Source organism: Dyadobacter sp. CECT 9275, from assembly GCF_907164905.1.
In the GTDB taxonomy this organism is placed as follows: Bacteria; Bacteroidota; Bacteroidia; order Cytophagales; family Spirosomataceae; genus Dyadobacter; species Dyadobacter helix.
This window is the reverse complement of sequence record NZ_CAJRAF010000001.1, coordinates 1,750,759-1,772,228: the sequence shown is the minus strand read 5'-3', so window position 1 is coordinate 1,772,228 and position 21,470 is coordinate 1,750,759. Positions and strand designations below refer to the sequence as shown.

The following is a 21,470-nucleotide window of genomic DNA, read 5'->3' as shown; positions in this document are numbered from 1 at the left end:
CAGCCGTTAACCATTGTATGCGTACTATTGACCGAATAAATCTGAAATAACCAACCTAATATTTTATGAAATTTATGATCCAGGCAGGAGGAATTCTGGGTGCTCTTGCAGTGGCACTAGGCGCTTTTGGTGCGCACGCTTTAAAAGGAATGCTGGAAGCTTCGGGAAGAACGGATACTTTTGAAACCGCCGTGAAATATCAGTTTTATCACGCCCTGGCCATGGTACTGGTAGGGATATTGATGCAGAGGGCAGGAACGGATGCCGTTAAACTTTTGGGCTGGTCGGGAAATGCCTTTGCCGCAGGGGTGATCATTTTCTCGGGATCCCTGTATGCGATCTGCTTTACAGGTATCACAAAATTCGGTGCCACGGCTCCCATTGGAGGCCTGCTGATGATCATTGGCTGGGTGTTGCTGATTATAGCTGCTGGGAAGCTGGGGGTTTAGTTGGCGGTTTTTAGTAGGCAGGGGGAGCCGTACCGTAGTTGCCCGTTCGGGGGTATGTTTTTTTGTAGGCGGTTTTTGGTAGGCGGTAAGCAGTCTCCACGGAGATATTTTGGATAGTCCTTTCTATTCTCAATTTCAGTAAGCAGTTTTTTCTCCGCCAGGCATTTGATGACGTAGCCATCAATTCAGCATACCGCCTACTGTGAACTGCCTACTTAAAACTAAGAACTACCTGCTCGGAGTTAAGAGCTTTTAGTTCAAAGTTCACAGCGCCATCAACTCTGCATACCTCCTACTGTAAACCGCCTACTGCAGTAAACTGCCTCCTAAAAACTCACCCTCTTGAGAGCGTAAATGGCCGTTGTGCGTCTATTTTGAGGAAAATAAATAAGAGTACCGAAAAGGACCACAGCGAAGAACCTCCGTAACTAAAAAAAGGAAGGGGTATACCAATCACGGGCATAAGGCCAATTGTCATCCCGACATTGACCAGGAAGTGAAAAAATATCACCCCCGCCACACAGTAACCGTATACCCTGGCAAAACGGCTTCGCTGCCTTTCGGCCAGGATCACGAGCCGGCATATCAATGCCACAAAGAGAGATATTACCACCAAGGTACCGATGAAACCGTGCTCCTCGCCTACCGTACAAAAGATAAAATCAGTACTTTGTTCGGGTACAAAATCGAATTTAGTTTGCGTTCCTTCCAGAAACCCTTTCCCCCTGAATCCTCCGGACCCTATCGCAATTTTTGACTGAATCACGTTCCAGCCATCTCCACGAGGATCTGAATCAGGATCAAGTAATACCATGATCCGCCCCCTCTGATGTTTCTGCAGGACATTGTTCATGAAAAAATCGACCCCAAAAACGAAACTCACCAAAACCCCCGCGACTAATATAGTAGCCCACAGTCCTCCTCTCCTCCTTGTCAGCGTCGGCATCAGCCAAATAACCAGACCGGCAATAAACACAATTGCCCCAACAACATACCATTTTACAAAAAGCAGGGTGATGATCAGCAAGGCCGCCAGGATAATCCCGACCGCCGGGATAATGCCAGGCATTCCTTCCCGGTACAGGACTATCGCAAAGGACGCAAATACCAGCATCAATCCTGTTTCTCTCGACAAAAGGATCAGCACTGAAGGTACGGCTATGATGGCAATAATGGGGTAATAGTCCTTAAATTTCCTGGTGAGACTGATGGCCGGATCGCTAAGGTATTTTGAAATGGCGAGACTAACGCCGAGTATGGCAAATTGGGCAGGCTGCAAAGATACAGCCCCAAATTTTATCCAGGACCGGGACCCGTTGATGTTGGATCCAGCAAACAATACGACCACCAGCAGGAATATCATGATGGCATAAATGATAAATGAAAAAGTTTCGTAAAACTTATAATCAATCACCAGAATACAGATAATCAGCAGCGTTGCTGTTCCTATCCACATCAGCTGCTTGCCAGCATTATTAGACAAGTCAAACATACTGGTATGTGATTCGGGATTATAAACGGCAGCATAAATATTAATCCAGCCTATTAAAAGACAGGTTATATAAATCAGCAGCACTACCCAGTCTACATTTTTGGTTATGGGTTTATTCTCAGCCATAATTTAACTTCTTTATATCTTGAACGGGGTAGTTTAATTATCAGGATTGTTGATCCTTTTCCTGGCGGTATCTGCAACTGCCGGTCTTTTTTGTCCCGGCAAAACTACCTTACGCATGAAGTTGGCATTCTTCATCGATTCTTCCAAAGCCTTGTTGGTTACCTTTCCTGTCAGGTACTTTTCGATGATCAGTGTGGCTATTGGGGCTGCCGCAACTCCCCCCGCACCAGCATTTTCAACAAAAACAGCGATGGCAATCTTGGGATCATCCACCGGTGCAAAAGCGATAAAGATGGAATGATCGTCACCTACCCTGTTCTGGGAAGTTCCTGTTTTACCAGCAATGGTGATGCCCTGTACCTTTGAACGCCGGGCCGTTCCTCCTTCCACAGCCCCAATCATGCCCTCAATCACAGGCTCAAAATGCCGGGCGGCAATGCCGGTTTCACGCCTTCTGGTAAACGTGGTATCAATTCTTCTTTTATCTCCTATCCCTCCTACAACATGCGGCGTATAAAAGTATCCTCTGTTGGCAATAATGGCAGCAACGTTCGCCATTTTTATAGGGGTTACCAGTAGCTCTCCTTCACCAATACTTAGTGAATATATATTGGAAAACTTCCAGCGGCCTTCTCCAATAATTCTGTCATAATACTTTTTATTGGGTAAATTCCCTTTGTATTCACCGGTAATATCAACACCCAGCCGCTGCCCTATGCCAAATTTACTGACATAACCATACCAGGTATCCAGCCCTGCAGCTGATGCTTTGTAGGTATTTCGGATATCATTGTTATACACGATACGGCGAAAAACGTTGTAAAAATAAGGATTGCACGAATGCATAACACCCAGCGCAACGGTACCTGTTCCTGGATGATTGTGGCAGCCGATCGGACTGCCTGCATGAGAAAACCCGCTTGAAGGCGTTATCACTCCTTCTTCCAGCCCCACCAGGGCCTGTATCATTTTGAAGGTGGAACCGGGCCGGTAACTGGCCATAACCGTCCGGTTAAATAAAGGTTTATAAGGATTACGGGCAAGTGCGGCAAAATTTTTAGAGAAGTACCTGCTTGCGAGCATGTTGGGATCGTAAGAAGGAGCACTGACAATGGTGAGTATTTGCCCCGTTTTAGGCTCAATGGCCACCACACTACCCACCTTATTCACCATAAGGCTATCCGCATATTGCTGTACAGCCAGATCAATCCCCGTGTAAAGGTTTTCACCTGCAACCGCCATGGTATCCAGAATTCCGTTTTTCCATGGGCCCTTGTAAACGCCATTCACATTCTGCATCACAAATTTGATACCCCGTTTCCCGCGCAAGTCACTTTCGTATATCTTTTCCACGCCATTCTGACCGATATAATCACCCTGGCGGTAATACCGTTCCTCCTGTTTTTCAAGCTGTGCACCTGTAATTTCGCTTACATACCCCAGGGTATTGGCGAGTGTGGGCGCGGTATAAGTTCTAAGGGAACTCTTGGCAAATTCAAAACCTGAATAGTCCACCATTACATCCTGAATGGATGCAAAGTCTTCTTTGGACAACTGCCTGAGGAAGGTAGACGGTTTTACGCGGCTGTATGCACTTGCTGCCGCCATGAGGCTGTCAAAATCTCTCCGTTCAATCCCCAGTACCCTGCAAAATTTGAGGGTATCCTCAACCCTGGCTTTGTAAGGTGTAACCAGCAGATCGTAAACCGGCGTATTATAAACAATAAGCTTTCCGTTACGGTCATAGATCTGGCCGCGAAAAGGTATTTCTATGACACGTTTAATGGAATTGCTGGACGACTCAATAGAATAACTGTCATCCAGTACCTGTAAGTAAAATAGTCGCGATAAGTAAATAAAGCCTACTAAAGCAAAAAATCCAATAATAACAAAGCGACGATTCTCAAGCATTCTGCATGCAATATTCCGGTTCTCTCAATTTTTACGCGAAGTTCGTGATATGGAAAGACTTATCAAAGCCCTGGGGCGGGGATTATTCCAGCTTTCAAGGATTGTTTTCGACAACAAAGTGCCAGAGCATGCCAGCACTACTCTCCCTTGGCTACAACCATTATTACATCCTCTTTATCCACTAATACAGCACCTTCGGGCATCCCTTTCAGTTTACGTACATATTTTTTCGGGGTTACAATCACAGGGCATAAGCTGTCTGTTTTTCTTTTGGAATAAAACGCTGCCAACTCCGCCGCCCGTTCTATCACAGGGGTAGGAAACTTCTTCCCTGGCTGGTTTTTAATAACTACATGAGATCCCGGCACATCCCGTGCATGCAGCCACAAATCCTCCTTGAAAGCATATTGCTTGGTGAGTAAATCATTGTTTTTGGCGTTTCTCCCTACTAAAATAATATAACCGAGATACTCTATTTTCTTGAATAACTCTGCCACCGGCGTACTTATGTTGGAAGAAGTTTTCAAACCATTGTTTTTAATATAAGCTCTGAGCTCCCTGAGCGATTCCATCGGTTCTATAACCGATAAATGTTCCAGCATTTTAATACGTTCCTGCTCCCGAACCCGAAGGCTGTCATGAAGTCGGTCCAGCTCTATCTTTTCGTTTTTGGATTTACGGTAGTAACTCTCCGCATTTTTCTGCGGGCTCAGGTCCTTTTTTAGTTTGATACGGATATTTGCTTCCCTGTAAAAGTCATATAACTCCACACTTTCGGCCCTGGCAGGTATCTGATGCAGGTTGGCCATGATGATATGCCCTATTTCCTCATTTTTAACCGCACTTTCCAGCGCGAGCAGTTTGCTGAAGGTATTTTCCAGATAATGGTCGGTCTGCTGAATCCTTTTCTTTAAAAGGCGGATCATTTCGGCCTTTTCCTTCTCAATGCCGTTAAGCCTGACAAAGGCGAAATAAAACGCGTTCAGTGCTTCCACCGGGTCGTCATACATAACGGCATCCTCTCCCACCTCCAGCAGAGAAAGTACGGGTATAAGGTCTATTTTAGTGATATAAAACTGCGCTCTATTCAGTTCTGCCAAAAGATTCTGAATCATTTCCCACCGCTTTGCAGGACGGTCTTCAGTTGCCAGACGGTTCTTAAGAATGGTACTGACCAGTTTCCCAAAGGTTGGAAACAGGATTTCGTGCCGCATGCCTGACCGAACGTATGCCTCAAATGACTGGTCGATGTGCCGGTCCAGGATATGGATGGACAGTTGGTGATCTGCCGTAAGTTTATTGTTGAACAAACTTGTAATGTTGCCGGGGGCATCAAATCCTATAAGATTGGAACGGTTTCCGAATAGTTTCAGCACCAGACATGATCCGTTTTCGAAGGCAATCCGGATCGCCCGCTCATTTTGAAACACACGTACAGTACTGACCACCAGAGAATTGAACTCCTGAAAAAGATTAACACTGTTCCGTCTGGCACGGTCGAATTTATCGGGGAAGCTCAGACACGCAAAGTCAGACCGGAGGGTGGCCTTTATAAAAAATGGATTGCTGAGTTCCGGATGATTTTCTGAGAAAACCAGGATAATTTCATCTTTTTCCTGGCTGAACGCTTCAACAAAGGTTTTACCCGCCAACGCTGCCTGTAGCCAGGGAGCCAGTTGTTTTAAAAAATAATAGTTTTGATGCACCTCGATTCACATTGATAATAACAATCGCCTCAAAGAACGGATATTACTTTAAATATTCTTTTACGTTTTTTTGAATGAATCGTTTTACTTCCTCCCATGTTGCCCCTTAAGACCTACTTGGCTCCCCTCACATCGGCAAAATTAAGTTATAGCCTGGGGTATTGAAATCAGAAGCATCTGCATCAAAATACACACCCCAAAAGAATCCGCTTTTCAAATATCGGTTTAGGGCTTATTATCTTAGTATAGCATCCCTAATCTCTTGGAGACAGTTACTTACAACTCAATCTCCATCCCATCAAAAGCAAGCCTTACGTGTGGAGGAAGTTCCTTTTCAACGTCTGCATGACGCCCGAGTTTGTGGCTAATGTGTGTGAGGTAGGCCTGGGGAACATTTAATTTATCGATCAGGTCGAGCGATTGCGGAAGCGTAAAATGAGATAGATGTGGTTCTTTTTGCAAGGTATCCAGCACCAGAACCTTTGTGCCCTTAATTTTTTCCTGCTCTTCTTCTGAAATAAAGTTAACGTCGGTAATGTAAGTAAAATCGCCAATCCGAAAACCGAAAACAGGTAACTTGTGATGCATCACTTCAATCGGAAGAAAGGTAATACCTTCAACAGAAAAGGGCTTGTTCTCTATGTAATGCATTTCAAACTGTGGCACCCCCGGATAACGAAACTCCGAAAAAGCATAGGAAAATTCGGTCCTGATCTGGTTCAGCACCTCTGCGCGGCCATACAGCGGTATATCTTTTTGCTGACGGTGGTTAAAAGCGCGTGAATCATCAAGCCCTGCAGTATGGTCTTTGTGCTGGTGTGTGAACAGAATAGCATCCAGGGACCTCACGTTAGCCCTGAGCATTTGCTGGCGGAAATCCGGGCCTGCGTCAATCACAAAAGACCGGTTTTTAGTTTGTATCCACACCGAGACCCTCAGCCTTTTATCACGGGGGTCCTCCGAACGGCAAACGGCACAATCGCAGGCAATAACGGGTATCCCCTGCGACGTGCCGGTTCCTAATAGGGTAATCTTCATGCAGTTTACTCTGTCAAATGCGCCACCACTTCCACCAGCCGGTCGAAGTTCAAAGGCTTCATCAGGGCGTCGTCAAAACCTGCTGCTTTAAAATCTTCGTCTGAATAATTTTTTGCATTTCCTGTTATCGCAACGATGGGCGTTTTTGCTTTCCCGGCATCCGGCAATTTACGGATGCTTCTGGCGCACTCCATTCCGTCCATCACGGGCATGTTAATATCCAGCAATATGATATCAAAATCTTCCTTTTCCAGAAGCTGCAGCACCTGCTCTCCGTTTTTTACGGAAGTAATTTCATAATGTTGGAATTCCAGAATCTTCCTTGCCAGATTTTGAATTACTGAACTGTCTTCGGCAATGAGTACTCGCTTTGTGTATGACATATGATGGATCAGGTATTGGTTTAATTATTTGCCAGGTCAATTTATGTATATTTCGATCAACAACACAAATCGTTGTGCGGTTTAGTTTCAAAATTATCACAAAAAAGTAAATAAACATTCGATCGTTTCCCAAACCTCGGATTCAAACGTAAGTTTGCAGTTGATTTCACCATGAATATTTGATTCTATATGTTTAAAAATAAAGTTATCCGATACAGTACCATCGCAATGGTGCTGGCGGTCCTGGCCTACTTCTTTGTCGAAAATTTCACTGACTCCGGTACGGGTGACCCTGAGGAAGAATTAATTATCTCAAACCCAAAGGCATACATCGATAAAATCAATGAAGAAAGGCGCACCAAGGATGAGCTCTTCAGAACGGGTGCAGATTCTCCGATCAAGGATAAAGCTGCTTTTCATGGCCTGCACTATTTTAAAGTTAATCCGGAATATCGTGTAAAAGCCAATATTGTGCCTTACACCGGTGACGACAAAGAGCTCATCATTAAGTATACCGACGGTACCACCGATCAATATGAAAGGTATGGTTATGCCCATTTCTCAATCAACGATCAGCCTCAAAAATTACTTCTACTCAAACATGAGAGCGTGATTTCCTTGCTTTTCAGAGACGAAACCAGCGGCAAAGAAACCTACGGCGGAGGACGGTACCTGGATTATCCCTTATCCGAGATCAAAAACAATACCATCATCCTGGATTTCAACAAAGCTTATAATCCATACTGCGCCTATCAGGAAAGTTATGCCTGCCCGGTGCCGCCGGCAGAAAACAAGATGAGCATTCCGATCTTCGCCGGTGAACAGACGGAGGAGTCGGTTCATTAGCCAACGCCATTTATGTACGTTACACCCGGTACTGACCCGGCAGACCGTAGCCTTGAAACATAGTGAAAAGAGTTTACTCAATTGAGATAAAACAGTTTCATTGTGAGCGGTCAGACCAAAATCACTAATTTTGTAAAAACAATCAGTTCCAAATACATCAGGGTTTGAAGAACATCACGTGTAACCGATGACCGCTGCAAACTTAATTGAATCCATATTTGCATGAAAATTTCCTATAAGTGGCTTAAAGAGTTAATTGAACTAACCGAAACTCCTGAAGAAATTGGTCAGTTACTGACCGCGACAGGTCTGGAAGTAGAAGATATAGAAGAAGTAGAATCCATAAAAGGTGGCCTGAAAGGTGTAGTAATCGGCGAGGTACTTACTTGTGAAAAACACCCGGAAGCAGATCGTTTAAAACTGACAACCGTGGATGTAGGTTCAGGCACACCGCTTTCCATTGTGTGCGGTGCCCCCAATGCTGCGGCCGGACAAAAGGTTATCGTTGCCACTGTAGGTGCCACGTTGTATCCTACAGGTAGTGCGGAGCCATTGGTTTTGAAGAAATCAAAAATCAGAGGTGCCGTTTCGGAAGGGATGATCTGTGCCGAAGACGAACTGGGCCTGGGAACCAGCCATGATGGTATTCTCATCCTGGATACGGCCTTAACCAACGGTACTCCTGCCGCAGAATACTTTGGTATCACATCCGACTATCTGATCGAGATCGGGCTGACACCCAACCGGGCCGACGCAGCTTCCCACTTTGGTGTGGCCAGAGATTTGCGTGCAGTCCTCAACCGTGACATTACTCTGCCGTCTGTAGAGAACTTTAAAACCGACAACCGGTCTCTCTCCATTGCGGTAGAAATCAAAAATCCGGAAGCCTGCCCCAGATATGCAGGCCTAACGATCAGCGGTATCACCGTTACTGATTCACCGGATTGGCTGAAACAACGGCTTCAGACCATCGGAATCAGGTCTATCAATAATATCGTTGACATTACCAATTATATATGCCACGAACTTGGCCAGCCCATGCACGCTTTTGATGCAGCCAAGGTAACAGGGAACCAGGTTCTTGTTCAAACCGTAGCCGAAGGAACTCCTTTTGTGACGCTGGATGGTCAGGAACGGAAACTTGCGGAAACCGATCTGATGATCTGTAATGCTTCCGAGCCAATGTGCATTGCAGGTGTTTTTGGCGGGTTAACCTCCGGCGTTTCTTCCGAAACAACAGCGATATTCCTGGAATCTGCCTATTTTTCTCCCGTCTGGGTGCGCCGGACAGGACAACGTCACAGTCTCAAAACAGACTCATCGTTTCGTTTTGAGCGCGGTACCGATCCGAATATGCCCGTTTACGCATTAAAAAGGGCGGCTCTGTTGATCCAGGAACTTGCAGGCGGTATGATTACATCCGATATCGTGGACCTATATCCAAGCCCGATCGCCGACTTCGAATTCCCGGTCAGCTATGCACATATCAACAGGCTCATTGGAAAAACACTCGAAAAAGACCTTGTACATACCATCCTTAACAAGCTGGACATTGAGCTGAAAGACATCACTGAATCCGGCTTTACAGCAGTGGTACCACCTTACCGCGTGGATGTACAGCGCGAGGCGGACATCATTGAGGAAATTCTAAGAATATATGGGTTCGGGCAAGTTGAATTATCCGAGTCGCTGAGCTCCGATTTTATTTCTGAATTTCCCGTTAATGATCCTGAAAAATTAAAGCTGAGGATATCTGAGCAGCTTGCAGCCAAAGGTTTTATAGAGACGATCACCAATTCGCTTACCAAACCTGACCCACAGGCAACTCTTGGAGAAAGCTTGCCTGGAGAAACGGTAAAAATATTGAATTATCTGAGTGAAGATCTTTCTGTAATGCGGCAGACCCTCCTTTTTTCGGGACTGGAAGTAGTAGCACATAACGTTAACCGGAGACAAAAGGACCTGAAACTTTTCGAATTCGGGAAGATTTATTATGAAAACAACGGAAAGTATGTTGAAAAGGAACGGCTTTCCCTTTTTCTGACCGGAGATATTAAGGAAGAGAACTGGCAGGAGAAATCACGGGAAGTGGCTTTCCATGATCTGGCTGGCTATATCAATCAGGTATTAGGTGCGCTGAAAGTAAGGTCAGTAGAACAGCAGCCCGCAGACCCCAATATTTTCCAGTATGGACTAACACTGTCATTAAACAAGAAGCCCCTGGTAAGTTTTGGGCTGATCAAATCAGCGATCACGAAAAGGGCTGACCTTAAAATTCCGGTTTTCTTTGCTGATTTTGACTGGGATTATCTCCTTCGCCAATATGACGGCAAGGTGGAATATGCAGAAATAAGCAAATTCCCGGAAGTAAGAAGGGACTTATCGCTGGTAGTCGAAAAACAGGTAACCTTCCAGGAATTACAGCAGATCGCTTACAAAACAGAAAAGCAGTTGTTACGTTCTCTGAATGTATTTGATGTGTACGAAGGGGCTAACCTGGAAGGTAAGAAGTCGTACTCCATCAGTTTTATCCTTCAGGATGACCAGCAAACACTTACGGACAAAGTGATTGACAAATCAATGCAACGGCTTATTTCGGCCTATGAAAAAGAACTGAGTGCACTGATCCGCAAGTAGGTTCTTCGGAGTGGCCTGGTTAAAATATAACCCGTAAGTTGATCACTGATACAGACAATTAAAAAAAATGGAGCCAAACAGTTCTCGTATTCTTGAGCACAAATTATCCGATCTGGAAAAAAAGCTGGAGATTTTGATCAACATCAAAGAGAAACTAAACTGGTCTGTATCAGAATTACAACAGGAAAATGCTGCACTGCGCGAGGCCAGTGCAGCGCTAAAAGCTGAGAACCGCGATTTAAAGAAAAAATACAGTACTTTAGAAAAAGACTTTAATAAGTCTAAAAGTTTCGCTAAAATTGTCACTAGTAAACTGACACCAACAGCCGGAGTGGCCGAACTGAAAGATTCAGTTGAACGATATATACAAGAGATCGATAAGTGCATAAAGATGCTTGAAGATACCTTATGAAAAAAAATAACATACCCAATCCTGATGTCTCTGTCTTTATAAAACTGCTGGACAGAGGCTTCAAGCTGAGTGTACCGGCTGATCAGGAAAAATATTACAGGGAAGGTTATGAATTCTTCATGGAGCGTGTAAAGCAGCATAAAAATAAGGCAAAAGGATACGATGATATTGAAGCAATGGGCCTTACCGCGATAGAATGTATGGTGGCTTTGCAAAGAATTCGTGAACAAATGGATCATCTGACAGAGGCGTTTCAGGATCGGGTAGATAAGCTTGAGGAAACCGTTGCGAACGCCATTTCAAATTGAATCGGTACCGGTATTTTAAATCAGTTACCAGATGTACCATCCATTACCTTAGTCTCACTTCACTCTCATATATCGCTCCGGATCGGAATGTTCGGCATTTAATGGCCAGGTAGTCGGCGTACCCCCAACTATTTGTAAACATTACATAAAATGTCAAGTTCATTAATTTTTATCATCCTGCTGTCCGACATCATTGCGATCGGCGTCGGAATATTTGCTGGCAAATATATCTTCAAGCAATCCTTTGATCAAAAGGAAAAAGAAGCACAGGAAAGAGCCGCCGAGATACTGCGTAATGCAGAAGTTTCAGCAGAAAACATCAAAAAGGACCGCATACTGGAGGCCAAGGAAAAGTATCTTCGGTTGAAATCGGAATTTGAAGAAGATGCCAATAAAAAAAGGGTAATTCTTCAGACCAACGAACAGAAACTCAAGCAGCGTGAACAAAGCCTCAACCAGTCGATAGAGCAGAATAAGCGCCGTGAAGCAGAACTGGAAAACGCAAAAAACACGCTGAACCAACAGCTTGAAACGGCAGCCAAGAAAAAAGAAGAAGCCGAAAAAATGCTCCAGCAGCAGGTATCTCAGCTGGAAAAAATTGCCAACCTTACTGCTGACCAGGCGCGTGATCAGCTGGTAGATGCCTTGAAAGCCGAGGCCGATACCAGGGCCGGATCTTACGTCAAAAGTGCCATGGAAGAAGCACGACTTACAGCTACCAAGGAAGCAAAGAAAATTGTTATTGAAACCATTCAGCGCACGGCTGCGGAACACGCCATCGAAAACTGTGTGTCGGTTTTTAACATCGAAAACGATGATATCAAGGGTAAGATCATCGGCCGTGAAGGACGTAACATCCGGGCACTTGAGGCGGCTACGGGTGTTGAAATTATAGTGGATGATACCCCCGAAGCAATTGTTATTTCAGGTTTTGATCCCGTCCGCAGGGAAATTGCCCGGCTCGCGTTGCATAGGCTCGTACAGGACGGACGTATCCACCCCGCTCGTATTGAAGAGGTTGTAGCAAAAACAAGGAAGAATATAGACGATGAGATCGTCGAAATCGGTGAAAGAACCGTAATTGACATGGGAATCCATGGTTTGCATCCGGAACTTGTAAAAATGATAGGACGGATGCGCTTCCGATCATCCTACGGCCAAAACCTTTTACAGCACTCCCGTGAGGTTGCCAAACTCTGCGCTACCATGGCAGCGGAACTGGGCCTTAACACCAAACTTGCCAAACGTGCCGGTTTGTTGCATGATATTGGTAAAGTATGGCCGGAGGAATCAGACCTCCCCCACGCAATACTGGGCATGGAACTTGCTAAAAAATATAAGGAAAACCCGGAAGTTTGTAATGCCATAGGAGCCCACCACGACGAGATCGAGATGACAAGTATGCTATCCCCGATCATCCAGGTATGTGATGCTATTTCCGGTTCCCGCCCCGGCGCCCGACGCGAAATGATGGAATCGTATATCCAGCGTCTGAGAGATCTTGAAAATCTGGCACTATCCTTTGACGGCGTTGAAAAATGTTATGCTATCCAGGCCGGACGGGAACTAAGGGTCATCATTGATGCAGACAATGTATCAGACGAAAAAGCAGGCATGCTTTCATTTGATATATCCCAAAAAATTGAAAAAGAAATGCAGTATCCGGGCCAGATCAAAATTACCGTCATTCGTGAAATGCGCTCAGTGGCCTACGCCCGTTAATCAAGAAACCATTATTCATGACCTATTCACTGCTGACGAGTTCCGAACGACTGGGTATTCATACCCTCGGAGATTTAAAAAAGGCCGGTTACCACTCTTTCTCTGTGAAAGAGGAATTGCGTAACAATTTGATTAACAGGCTCAAAAATAAAGAGAAAAATTTTCCGGGAATCTGGGGTTACGAGGAAACGGTTATTCCTGACGTTGAAAGGGCAATCCTTTCGATGCACAATATAAATTTTCTTGGACTCAGGGGGCAGGCCAAAACCCGTATTGCACGGATGATGGTTAATCTGCTGGACGAGTACATTCCCTTTGTGGCAGGGACAGACCTCCATGAAGACCCGCTGGCCCCGCTGACCCGCTCAACCAGGGAGCTTATTGAGGAAAAGGGAGATCATACACCCATCGGCTGGCTGCACCGGGAAGAACGTTATACCGAAAAACTGGCTACACCCGACGTATCTGTTGCTGATCTCATCGGCGATGTGGACCCCATCAAAGCGGCCACTCTGAAGCTGCCCTATTCTGATGAGCGTGTCATACATTTTGGCCTTATACCCCGCTCACATCGCGGCATTTTCGTTATTAATGAACTCCCAGACCTTCAGGCGCGTATCCAGGTCGCTTTGTTCAATATTCTTCAGGAAGGTGATATCCAGATACGCGGTTTCAAATTACGCTTACCGCTGGATATTCAATTTGTTTTTACCGCCAACCCGGAGGATTATACCAACAGGGGAAGTATTGTGACACCATTGAAGGACAGGATAGAAAGCCAGATTGTTACACACTATCCTAAAACAATTGAGGTTGGCAAGAAAATCACTGAGCAGGAAGCCATCGTAAAGAAGGAGCAAAAAGGAATGGTGCATGTAAACGAGCTTACCAAAGTGCTCATTGAACAGATTGCCTTTGAAGCACGAGATAGTGAATATGTAGATAGTAAAAGTGGTGTCTCGGCACGTCTGACAATATCTGCCTATGAAAGCCTTTTGAGTACGGCAGAAAGACGCGCACTCATAAACGATGAAAGCGAAACGCAGGTCAGGATCTCTGACCTCTATGGCGTAGTGGCTGCCATTTGCGGAAAGGTGGAGCTTGTGTACGAAGGGGAAGTGGAGGGCCCTGTGATTGTAGCCCAAAACCTGATTGGGAAGGCTTTGCGGACCCAGTTCCTCCATTTTTTCCCAGACCCCGAAAAAAGCAAGAAAAGCAGGATCAACCCTTACGCCAAGGTAATTGAATGGTTCGGTGCAGGCAATACCATGGAAATGCCCGGCGACATGACCGACCGCGAATATTCTGCCCGGCTCAAAACCATCGACGGACTGGATGACTTTGTGGATATGCTCAGTGCATACAGCAATGAAGCAGAAAAATTATTCATGATGGAATTTGCACTGCATGGAATGGCCGAGTTCTCATTGATCGGTAAACAGTCGCTGGACCAGGGAATGAAATTTCAGGACCTGGTGAGCAGCATGTTCTCCGGTCCGGGCGAAGATGATGAAGACTACGACTTTGACGACGACGATGAAAAACCGTTCAGGTAAATATATCTTTTTATAAACGCAAAGAGCGCACCGGGATAACCTGATGCGCTCTTTACGTTATAAAGGATTTTTGTTCTATTCGTTATCACTGACGTTAGGCTCGCTGGTATCAATAAGAGAATCAGGGTCGTTGTTCACCTTGGCTCTCACTTTTCCTTCCAACTCATCCATTAACTCGGGGTTGTCCCTTAGCAAAGCCTTTACAGCGTCACGTCCCTGCCCCAAACGGTTACCGTCATAGCTAAACCACGAGCCCGATTTTTTAATAATATCCAGTTCTACACCCAGGTCAATCACCTCTCCCACCTTGGAAACACCTTCTCCGTACATGATGTCAAACTCCACCACTTTGAAAGGAGGCGCCACCTTGTTTTTGACCACTTTCACCCGCGTTCTGTTCCCCAGGATGTTATCCGCGCTTTCTTTGATCTGCCCCACACGACGGATATCCAAACGTACAGAAGCATAATACTTCAATGCATTACCACCGGTAGTGGTCTCAGGGTTACCAAACATCACACCGATCTTCTCACGAAGCTGGTTAATAAAAATGCAGCAGCATCCCGTTTTATTGATCACCCCTGTAAGTTTCCTCAAGGCCTGTGACATCAAGCGCGCCTGCAAGCCCATTTTACTATCCCCCATTTCACCTTCCAGCTCGGCACGTGGTACCAAAGCAGCAACGGAGTCAATCACAATGATATCTACCGCCCCGCTGCTGATCAGATGTTCGGCAATCTCAAGTGCCTGCTCGCCGCTATCCGGCTGCGAAATCAGCAGGTTACTGGTATCAATACCTAGCTTTTCAGCATAGGAACGGTCAAATGCATGCTCTGCGTCAATAAACGCTGCCAGGCCACCTTTCTTCTGTGCCTCTGCAATGCAGTGCATGGATAACGTGGTTTTACCGGAAGACTCAGGACCATAAATTTCTACAACCCTGCCTCTTGGCACTCCGCCCACTCCCAATGCCAGGTCCAGCCCCAGAGAGCCGGTAGAAATCACCGGGATATCCAGGACTTTGGTGTCGCTAAGGCGCATCACTGTGCCTTTGCCATAAGCTTTGTCCAACTTCTCAAGCGTAGTCTGCAGTGCTTTTAGCTTGTTATCTTTATCCCCCGTTTTATCTTTATCCGTTGTCGCTTGTGCCATAAAAGGTCATTCAATTTAGTTTGTATACAAAAATAGCGGCTTCTGCTGATCAAAAACCGCCTCAGACTGGTTCATTTTGATGATGTAAATTTATTTCTTTTTAGTGTCATAAACAATGTGTTGCAAGCATTTGTATCACATTTTGATCGAAAAAATATCAAATTATCGAATTATAGCGATACCAAAACGATCAATTTACTATATAATCAAAGTCATGCTCCGACTTTAATGCCACTTCCCTCCGTATCCCTGTCACCATTCATTGGTTTCATTTCTGCTGAATATCCTCTCAGAAGCTGACCTGGGTCATCTTTCATTAGCACGGCTGGGAATATTTTTGCCAAAATAATCTTATTTCATCCGACGGATTCTTTCATGGAAATACTCATTTTTTTTATTGCGCACTGGTACCTTTCACTTCTTATGCAAACATTTTTTCTGCATCGCTATGCGGCTCATAAAATGTTCACAATGAGCCCTGCCTGGGAAAAAATATTCTATACACTCACCTGGATATTCCAGGGCTCATCCTTCCTGAGCCCTTACGCATATGGAGTCATGCATCGTTTACACCATGCCTACGCCGACACCGAGAATGACCCCCACTCACCCAGTTTTTCGGATAGTGTAATGGATATGATGTGGAAAACGAAAAACTACTACAACAAAATCGTTCACAAAACGGACAACATTGATCCGAAATTCAAGAAGGGAGTACCCAACTGGACGTTTATGGAGCGGCTGGGCGACCTTTGGGTATCCAGGATCGGCTGGGGTGTGCTGTATGTAATGTTTTACATTCATTTTGCCACTGCCTGGTGGATGTTCCTGCTCCTGCCCGTACACTTCCTGATGGGCCCTATCCATGGGGTTATCATCAACTGGTATGCACACCGTTATGGCTATGTGAATTTTAAAGTAGACGATACCGCCAAAAACCTGTTACCCTTTGACTTTCTGATGATGGGCGAGTCCTACCACAATAACCACCACAAATACGGCGGAAGGGCCAACTTTGGTTTTAGATGGCATGAGTTCGACCCTACCTATCCTTTCATTTTGATACTCAACAAATTGAAAATTATAAAGCTGAAACCGAATAATGATCTTAACTATATGTAATTAATGTTTATCCGGGTTACAACATAATTATGGTTATTTCTCTGGGGTTTGAGATGTTTGTCAGAGCGAACAGGAAGCCGCAGTTGAAATTTTATCCCGAATAGCAGTTAAATATTAAAACTAACAATATTTTTGTTCCAGAAAAGGCCGGTTACTAACTGGCCTTTTCTGGTATTTTTACTTTATAGCCTCTTACGTGTTAAAAAAAATATTACTTACCCTGGCAGTTATTTTAATTTTACTGGCACTGTATTACAGGGAATTGCTCAGTTACGGTTACATGCAGGCCAAAGGACAGCTTGGTATCCTCTGGAACGTACGTGATGTGGAAGAGGTACTGAGCGACCCCGCCTTTCCTGACTCCCTGAAAGCACAGATCCGGCTGATTGAAGAGATCAAAAAATTTGGTGTGGACTCGCTTGGACTGAACCCCTCCAAAAACTACACAACCTTTTATGATCAGCATGGCAAACCGCTGATATGGGTTATTACGGCGTCAGAAAGATATCGTATCGAACCTTACCAGTGGAATTTCCCCATTATTGGTAGCTTCCCATACAAGGGTTATTTCGACTCCACCCGGGCGGTTGCAGATGAGCAAAAACTTAAGGACCAGGGATATGACACGGATATAGGTGACATTTCGGCCTGGTCTACGCTGGGATACTTCAAAGACCCGATCCTTTCCAGTATGCTTAAAAGAAAAGAAGGAAGCCTGGCAAACCTGATCCTGCACGAACTGACCCATGGAACGCTTTTTGTAAAAAACGATCTGGAACTCAACGAGAACCTGGCCAGCTTCGTGGGTGATTACGGGGCAATCCGTTATCTCAAACAAAAGTATGGGGCCGACTCTGAGCCGTTAAAGACTTATGAGTTCTCCAAAAAATATAACGACGCTTATGCTCAACATATCCTGCGGGGAATTGGCAAACTGGACAGTTTGTATAAAGGATTTGAAAGTGATATGAGGCCAGACCCAAGGAAGGATTCATTAAAAAAGGCAATAATTTTATCAATTGTTACAAATATTGACACACTTATGGGAGGCAAAGTTGCGTTAAAGAGCAAAAAGTTCGAAGCCGGGAAACTTTTACCCAATAACGCAGTCTTTATTAATTACAAAACTTACCGGTCCAGACAGAATATATTTAAAGAGGAATTTGAAAAGAAGTTTGACAGTAATTTTAAAAATTATTTCAGCTATCTGAAAGAAAAATACTCCTCGCTGTAACATCATTAGCATGAAAAAATTAGCCATAGGAATAGTATTCGTTATCAGTTGTTTCATTTTATATGCATTCCGACAGAATGAGGCCGAACGCAACCTGCCCAACAAGAGTTTCGGTACGGGAGAAAAAGTTGAGTACCGTGTGCACTACGGATTCATCAATGCGGCCGAAGCTAAAGTGGAGGTTTCTAAAAACATTACGGTTGTTAATAACCGCCCCTGTTTTAAAATTAATGTCTCCGGACGTACGGTAGGTGCTTTTGATCTGATATCCCGCGTACGGGATACATGGCGCTCCTACCTGGATACGACGGCCATTTTACCCCGGATGTTCCAAAGAAGTATCCAGGAAAACAAATACCGCAAGGAGGAAACCGTTGTTTTTAACCACACCACAGACCAGGCCGTTTCTACGATTAAGGACGAGGTTAAAACTTATAATACCCCCAATAATGTGCACGACATCATCAGCGGATATTTCTACCTGCGGACACTTAATTTCGATCATATTTCGGAAGGTGATATTATTGAAGTACCTACGTTCTTCGACGGGCAGATTTACAAACTGAGGATCAGGTATGTCGGAAAAGATGTAATTAAAACCAAATTCGGAAAAACGAAGGTGTTAAGGCTTAACCCGCTCATTCCTGATAACAAATTTTTCAAGGGGGAGGGCGCAATGCGCTTGTGGGTCTCCGACGATGTCAATAAAATCCCTTTAAAGGCAGAAGTCGAACTAGCCATCGGATCGCTCGACATGGATATTAAATCCTTCAAAGGCCTTCAGAAGGATATTGTTTTTCAATGATCCGCGGCACGCCTTCTTCGCCAGGCTTGTAACAGGTTCAGAGGAAAAGGAAGTCGGTTTTGGTGTATACTAAAAAATGGCTTTTTTTCTGCTCCAAAACTCTTGTAAAAGGACCCAATAGATTCTATTTCAGGACTTTCAAAATCAAATACGGTATTTGTTCCGTTCTCCGCCGACAAAAAATAATCCAGCAGAAATGTTCTGGCATTGCCCTCTCGTCCTGTACGATCCGCTGCATTAAAGATATAAATCACCCTGTTTCCAGCACGAATCAGCAGTATCCCGGCGTGAATGATTTCCTGCTTCCGTGCGTACAGGAGCTTCGCATCAGCATTTTCAAGTACCTTTTCAAAAACGTTTTTTAGCAAATCATAAGCCTGAGTACTGACACCCCCGCTTATACGCTGTTCATGGTTCTGACGGAAAAGTTCTATCAGCGGCGAGATATCGGTTGAAGACGAAATGCCCCAGTCAAACGACAAACTTCTCCGCAGGTTCTCCCTCCGGTCTTTCGAATACCTTCCGGAAACTGGGCCGTCCGTATCTGCGAGGGATAACCAATAGGTATGCAACGGAACAACCATGAATGCCGACTGGTCTAAAGCTGTCTTGATATTCGCCGTATTATCGGGGTTAAACTGATAGTTGGATATATACCTGAACTGATGAGCCAGGCATCTGAGAAAAGCACTCAGAACTTCTTCAGCTATTTCCGCGTCTTCTGAAAATATGCCTAAATACTGGCAAAAAAAAGGTTGCTGAATTACCTGAAATCCCCATTTACTTTTAACAGGAAGCGGCATCACAACGCTGTAAGTATCCTTTGAAGGCCAGACCAAAGCCATCCAGTTGTCGCACACCACATCAAGATACCAGGAAAATCCGTAGATCACACTTTGTCTGCTGCGCGCAATCAGCGCATTCCAATGCTGCTCTGCTATATCTGATCTCGACAAAAGAATCGGCGACACGGACATAGCGGGAGATATGGGCTTTAAAATTCCGGGGTGTTACTTAAAGTAGCTGCGCAGTTTTTGTAAAGTTTCTTCCACGTCGGGCGTTTCATCCATCAGCAGATTCACGCTCTGAATGGAGTGGATTACGGTACTGTGGTCGCGGCCTCCAAAATGGTAACCGATGGATTTGAGGGGCAGATCCGTATATTCCTTCGCCAGGAACATGGCCAGCTGGCGCGGATATACCACTTCCTTTTTACGGCTTTTACTTTTAAGATCGGCAATTGAAACCTGAAAATAATCGGCTACAATTTCCTGGATGGTATCAATGGTTACCTCCTTATGCTCATTCATGACAATATTCCTGAGCGTATTTTTGGCCAGCTCCACGTCAATTTCCCGTCGGGTAAGCGAGGCCTGTGCCATCAGAGACACGATTACGCCCTCAAGCTCGCGGACGTTGGAGTTTACACTGTGGGCAATATATTCAATGACGTCGTAATCTATAGAGATTCCCTCCGACTGAATTTTCTTTTGAATAATTGCGATACGTGTTTCGAAATCAGGAGTTTGCAAATCTGCCGTAAGGCCCCATTTAAATCTGGACAGCAAACGATCCTGCAAGCCCTGAAGCTCCCTGGGCGGCCTGTCGCTCGTCATGATGATCTGCTTGCCAAGCTGATGTAAGTGATTGAAAATATGAAAAAAAGTATCCTGCGTTTTTTCCTTTCCCGACAAAAACTGCACGTCGTCTATCGCCAGCACATCCACTTTCATATAAAAATCGGTGAATTCCTGAAGCGTATTGTTTTTGATCGAATTGATGAACTGGTTGGTAAACTTTTCGGAGGAAACATATAGTACCATTTTATTGTCAAAATGATTCATAATGTAATTCCCGATGGCCTGTACCAAATGCGTTTTGCCAAGCCCCACTCCGCCGTACATCATGAGCGGGTTAAAAGACGTTAGGCCGGGACGCTGTGCCACTGCAAAACCCGCAGAGCGTGCCAGACGGTTACAATCTCCTTCAATAAAATTATCAAATGAATAGTTGGGGTTCAGGTAAGTATCCAGGTTCATGGAATCCTGATCCTTCACATTCCTGTTAGACCCCAGCCTCGGATCGGTAGCAAAATTATCCGGTCCGGCATAATGTGCCGATTTTGGGGCAGATACGTTCATCGTCAGCGGCTGATGGCTGTCATTTCCCTTATCCACAATGATGGAATATTCCAGCAGCCCGTCGCGACCAATGGCATAATCGAGCGCCTTTCTCAGCAGGTTGACATAATTGTCTTCCAGCCATTCATAGAAAAACTGACTTGGGACCTGTATCGTCAACACCTTACCATAGAGTTTCAGCGGACGAATGGGTTCAAACCAAGTCTTGAAACTTTCCTCCGGAATGTGCTGCTGGACCACCCGTAAGCAGGCATCCCAAATCTGGTCAACTTCTCTATATGTAGCTACTCTTTCCAATGTTAATTTTCCGAAGTCCGAATGTCAAAACTTAAATGGACGGCAAAGATATAAAATTACCGGCTAGGGAAGGCGAAATGATTTTCAATTTAACACCAAGACATGCGATATACAAACCAAAAGTTAAACGTAT

Annotated in this window: 18 protein-coding genes; 10 read left to right on the top strand and 8 right to left on the bottom strand. The window is 44.9% G+C overall.

Annotated features, from left to right (window positions below):
* Positions 1-65: 65 nt before the first annotated feature.
* A complete protein-coding gene (locus KOE27_RS07305) occupies positions 66-449 on the top strand; it encodes a DUF423 domain-containing protein (RefSeq protein ID WP_215238151.1) in 384 nt (127 codons plus the stop codon).
* Positions 450-783: 334 nt separating this feature from the next.
* Here the strand turns inward: KOE27_RS07305 and rodA are convergent, their stop codons facing one another.
* The 5 genes from rodA to KOE27_RS07280 form a co-directional block, all read right to left on the bottom strand.
* Positions 784-2,067, bottom strand: a complete 1,284-nt coding sequence (rodA, locus tag KOE27_RS07300; RefSeq protein ID WP_215238150.1) for a rod shape-determining protein RodA — start codon at positions 2,065-2,067, stop codon at positions 784-786.
* A gap of 33 nt (positions 2,068-2,100) precedes the next feature.
* Complete coding sequence (gene mrdA / locus KOE27_RS07295; RefSeq protein WP_215238149.1) at positions 2,101-3,978, bottom strand: penicillin-binding protein 2; 1,878 nt, start codon at positions 3,976-3,978, stop codon at positions 2,101-2,103.
* A 137-nt stretch (positions 3,979-4,115) separates the two neighbouring features.
* Positions 4,116-5,684, bottom strand: a complete 1,569-nt coding sequence (locus KOE27_RS07290; RefSeq protein WP_215238148.1) for an NFACT RNA binding domain-containing protein — start codon at positions 5,682-5,684, stop codon at positions 4,116-4,118.
* Positions 5,685-5,960: 276 nt separating this feature from the next.
* The gene (locus KOE27_RS07285; protein ID WP_215238147.1) at positions 5,961-6,722 is read right to left on the bottom strand and encodes an MBL fold metallo-hydrolase; all 762 of its coding nucleotides are present in this window, start codon (positions 6,720-6,722) and stop codon (positions 5,961-5,963) included.
* Positions 6,723-6,727: 5 nt separating this feature from the next.
* Entirely contained in the window at positions 6,728-7,105 is a 378-nt protein-coding gene (locus KOE27_RS07280) for a response regulator (RefSeq protein WP_215238146.1), read from the bottom strand.
* A gap of 189 nt (positions 7,106-7,294) precedes the next feature.
* Here KOE27_RS07280 and KOE27_RS07275 point away from each other — a divergent pair, with 189 nt between their 5' ends.
* The 6 genes from KOE27_RS07275 (at position 7,295) to KOE27_RS07250 (ending at position 14,586) form a co-directional block, all read left to right on the top strand.
* Positions 7,295-7,951, top strand: coding sequence for a DUF1684 domain-containing protein (locus KOE27_RS07275; RefSeq protein ID WP_215238145.1), 657 nt, complete (start codon positions 7,295-7,297; stop codon positions 7,949-7,951).
* A 222-nt stretch (positions 7,952-8,173) separates the two neighbouring features.
* A complete protein-coding gene (pheT, locus tag KOE27_RS07270; protein ID WP_215238144.1) occupies positions 8,174-10,588 on the top strand; it encodes a phenylalanine--tRNA ligase subunit beta in 2,415 nt (804 codons plus the stop codon).
* Positions 10,589-10,655: 67 nt separating this feature from the next.
* Entirely contained in the window at positions 10,656-11,000 is a 345-nt protein-coding gene (locus KOE27_RS07265) for a hypothetical protein (protein WP_215238143.1), read from the top strand.
* Positions 10,997-11,308, top strand: coding sequence for a cell division protein ZapA (locus tag KOE27_RS07260; protein WP_215238142.1), 312 nt, complete (start codon positions 10,997-10,999; stop codon positions 11,306-11,308). The genes KOE27_RS07265 and KOE27_RS07260 overlap by 4 nt, the downstream gene beginning before the upstream one ends.
* A gap of 150 nt (positions 11,309-11,458) precedes the next feature.
* Positions 11,459-13,030, top strand: coding sequence for a ribonuclease Y (gene rny, locus KOE27_RS07255; protein WP_215238141.1), 1,572 nt, complete (start codon positions 11,459-11,461; stop codon positions 13,028-13,030).
* Positions 13,031-13,047: 17 nt separating this feature from the next.
* Complete coding sequence (locus KOE27_RS07250; RefSeq protein ID WP_215238140.1) at positions 13,048-14,586, top strand: sigma 54-interacting transcriptional regulator; 1,539 nt, start codon at positions 13,048-13,050, stop codon at positions 14,584-14,586.
* Between the two features lie 75 nt (positions 14,587-14,661).
* Here the strand turns inward: KOE27_RS07250 and recA are convergent, their stop codons facing one another.
* Positions 14,662-15,738 (bottom strand): recombinase RecA, encoded by a 1,077-nt coding sequence (gene recA, locus KOE27_RS07245; protein WP_215238139.1) that lies wholly within the window; start codon positions 15,736-15,738, stop codon positions 14,662-14,664.
* A 375-nt stretch (positions 15,739-16,113) separates the two neighbouring features.
* On the opposite strand from recA, the gene KOE27_RS07240 reads away from it, so the two are divergent.
* The 3 genes from KOE27_RS07240 to KOE27_RS07230 all read left to right on the top strand — a co-directional run bounded on the left by KOE27_RS07240 (position 16,114) and on the right by KOE27_RS07230 (position 18,899).
* Positions 16,114-16,860, top strand: a complete 747-nt coding sequence (locus tag KOE27_RS07240) for an acyl-CoA desaturase (protein ID WP_215238138.1) — start codon at positions 16,114-16,116, stop codon at positions 16,858-16,860.
* Positions 16,861-17,056: 196 nt separating this feature from the next.
* Positions 17,057-18,094, top strand: a complete 1,038-nt coding sequence (locus KOE27_RS07235; RefSeq protein WP_215238137.1) for an aminopeptidase — start codon at positions 17,057-17,059, stop codon at positions 18,092-18,094.
* A gap of 10 nt (positions 18,095-18,104) precedes the next feature.
* On the top strand, positions 18,105-18,899 hold the full coding sequence (locus KOE27_RS07230; protein WP_215238136.1) for a DUF3108 domain-containing protein: 795 nt from the start codon (positions 18,105-18,107) through the stop codon (positions 18,897-18,899).
* Here the strand turns inward: KOE27_RS07230 and KOE27_RS07225 are convergent.
* Complete coding sequence (locus KOE27_RS07225) at positions 18,893-19,876, bottom strand: GNAT family N-acetyltransferase (RefSeq protein WP_215238135.1); 984 nt, start codon at positions 19,874-19,876, stop codon at positions 18,893-18,895. The two genes, KOE27_RS07230 and KOE27_RS07225, sit on opposite strands and share 7 nt — an antisense overlap.
* 33 nt (positions 19,877-19,909) lie before the next feature.
* A complete protein-coding gene (gene dnaA / locus KOE27_RS07220) occupies positions 19,910-21,337 on the bottom strand; it encodes a chromosomal replication initiator protein DnaA (RefSeq protein ID WP_215238134.1) in 1,428 nt (475 codons plus the stop codon).
* Positions 21,338-21,470: the final 133 nt, after the last annotated feature.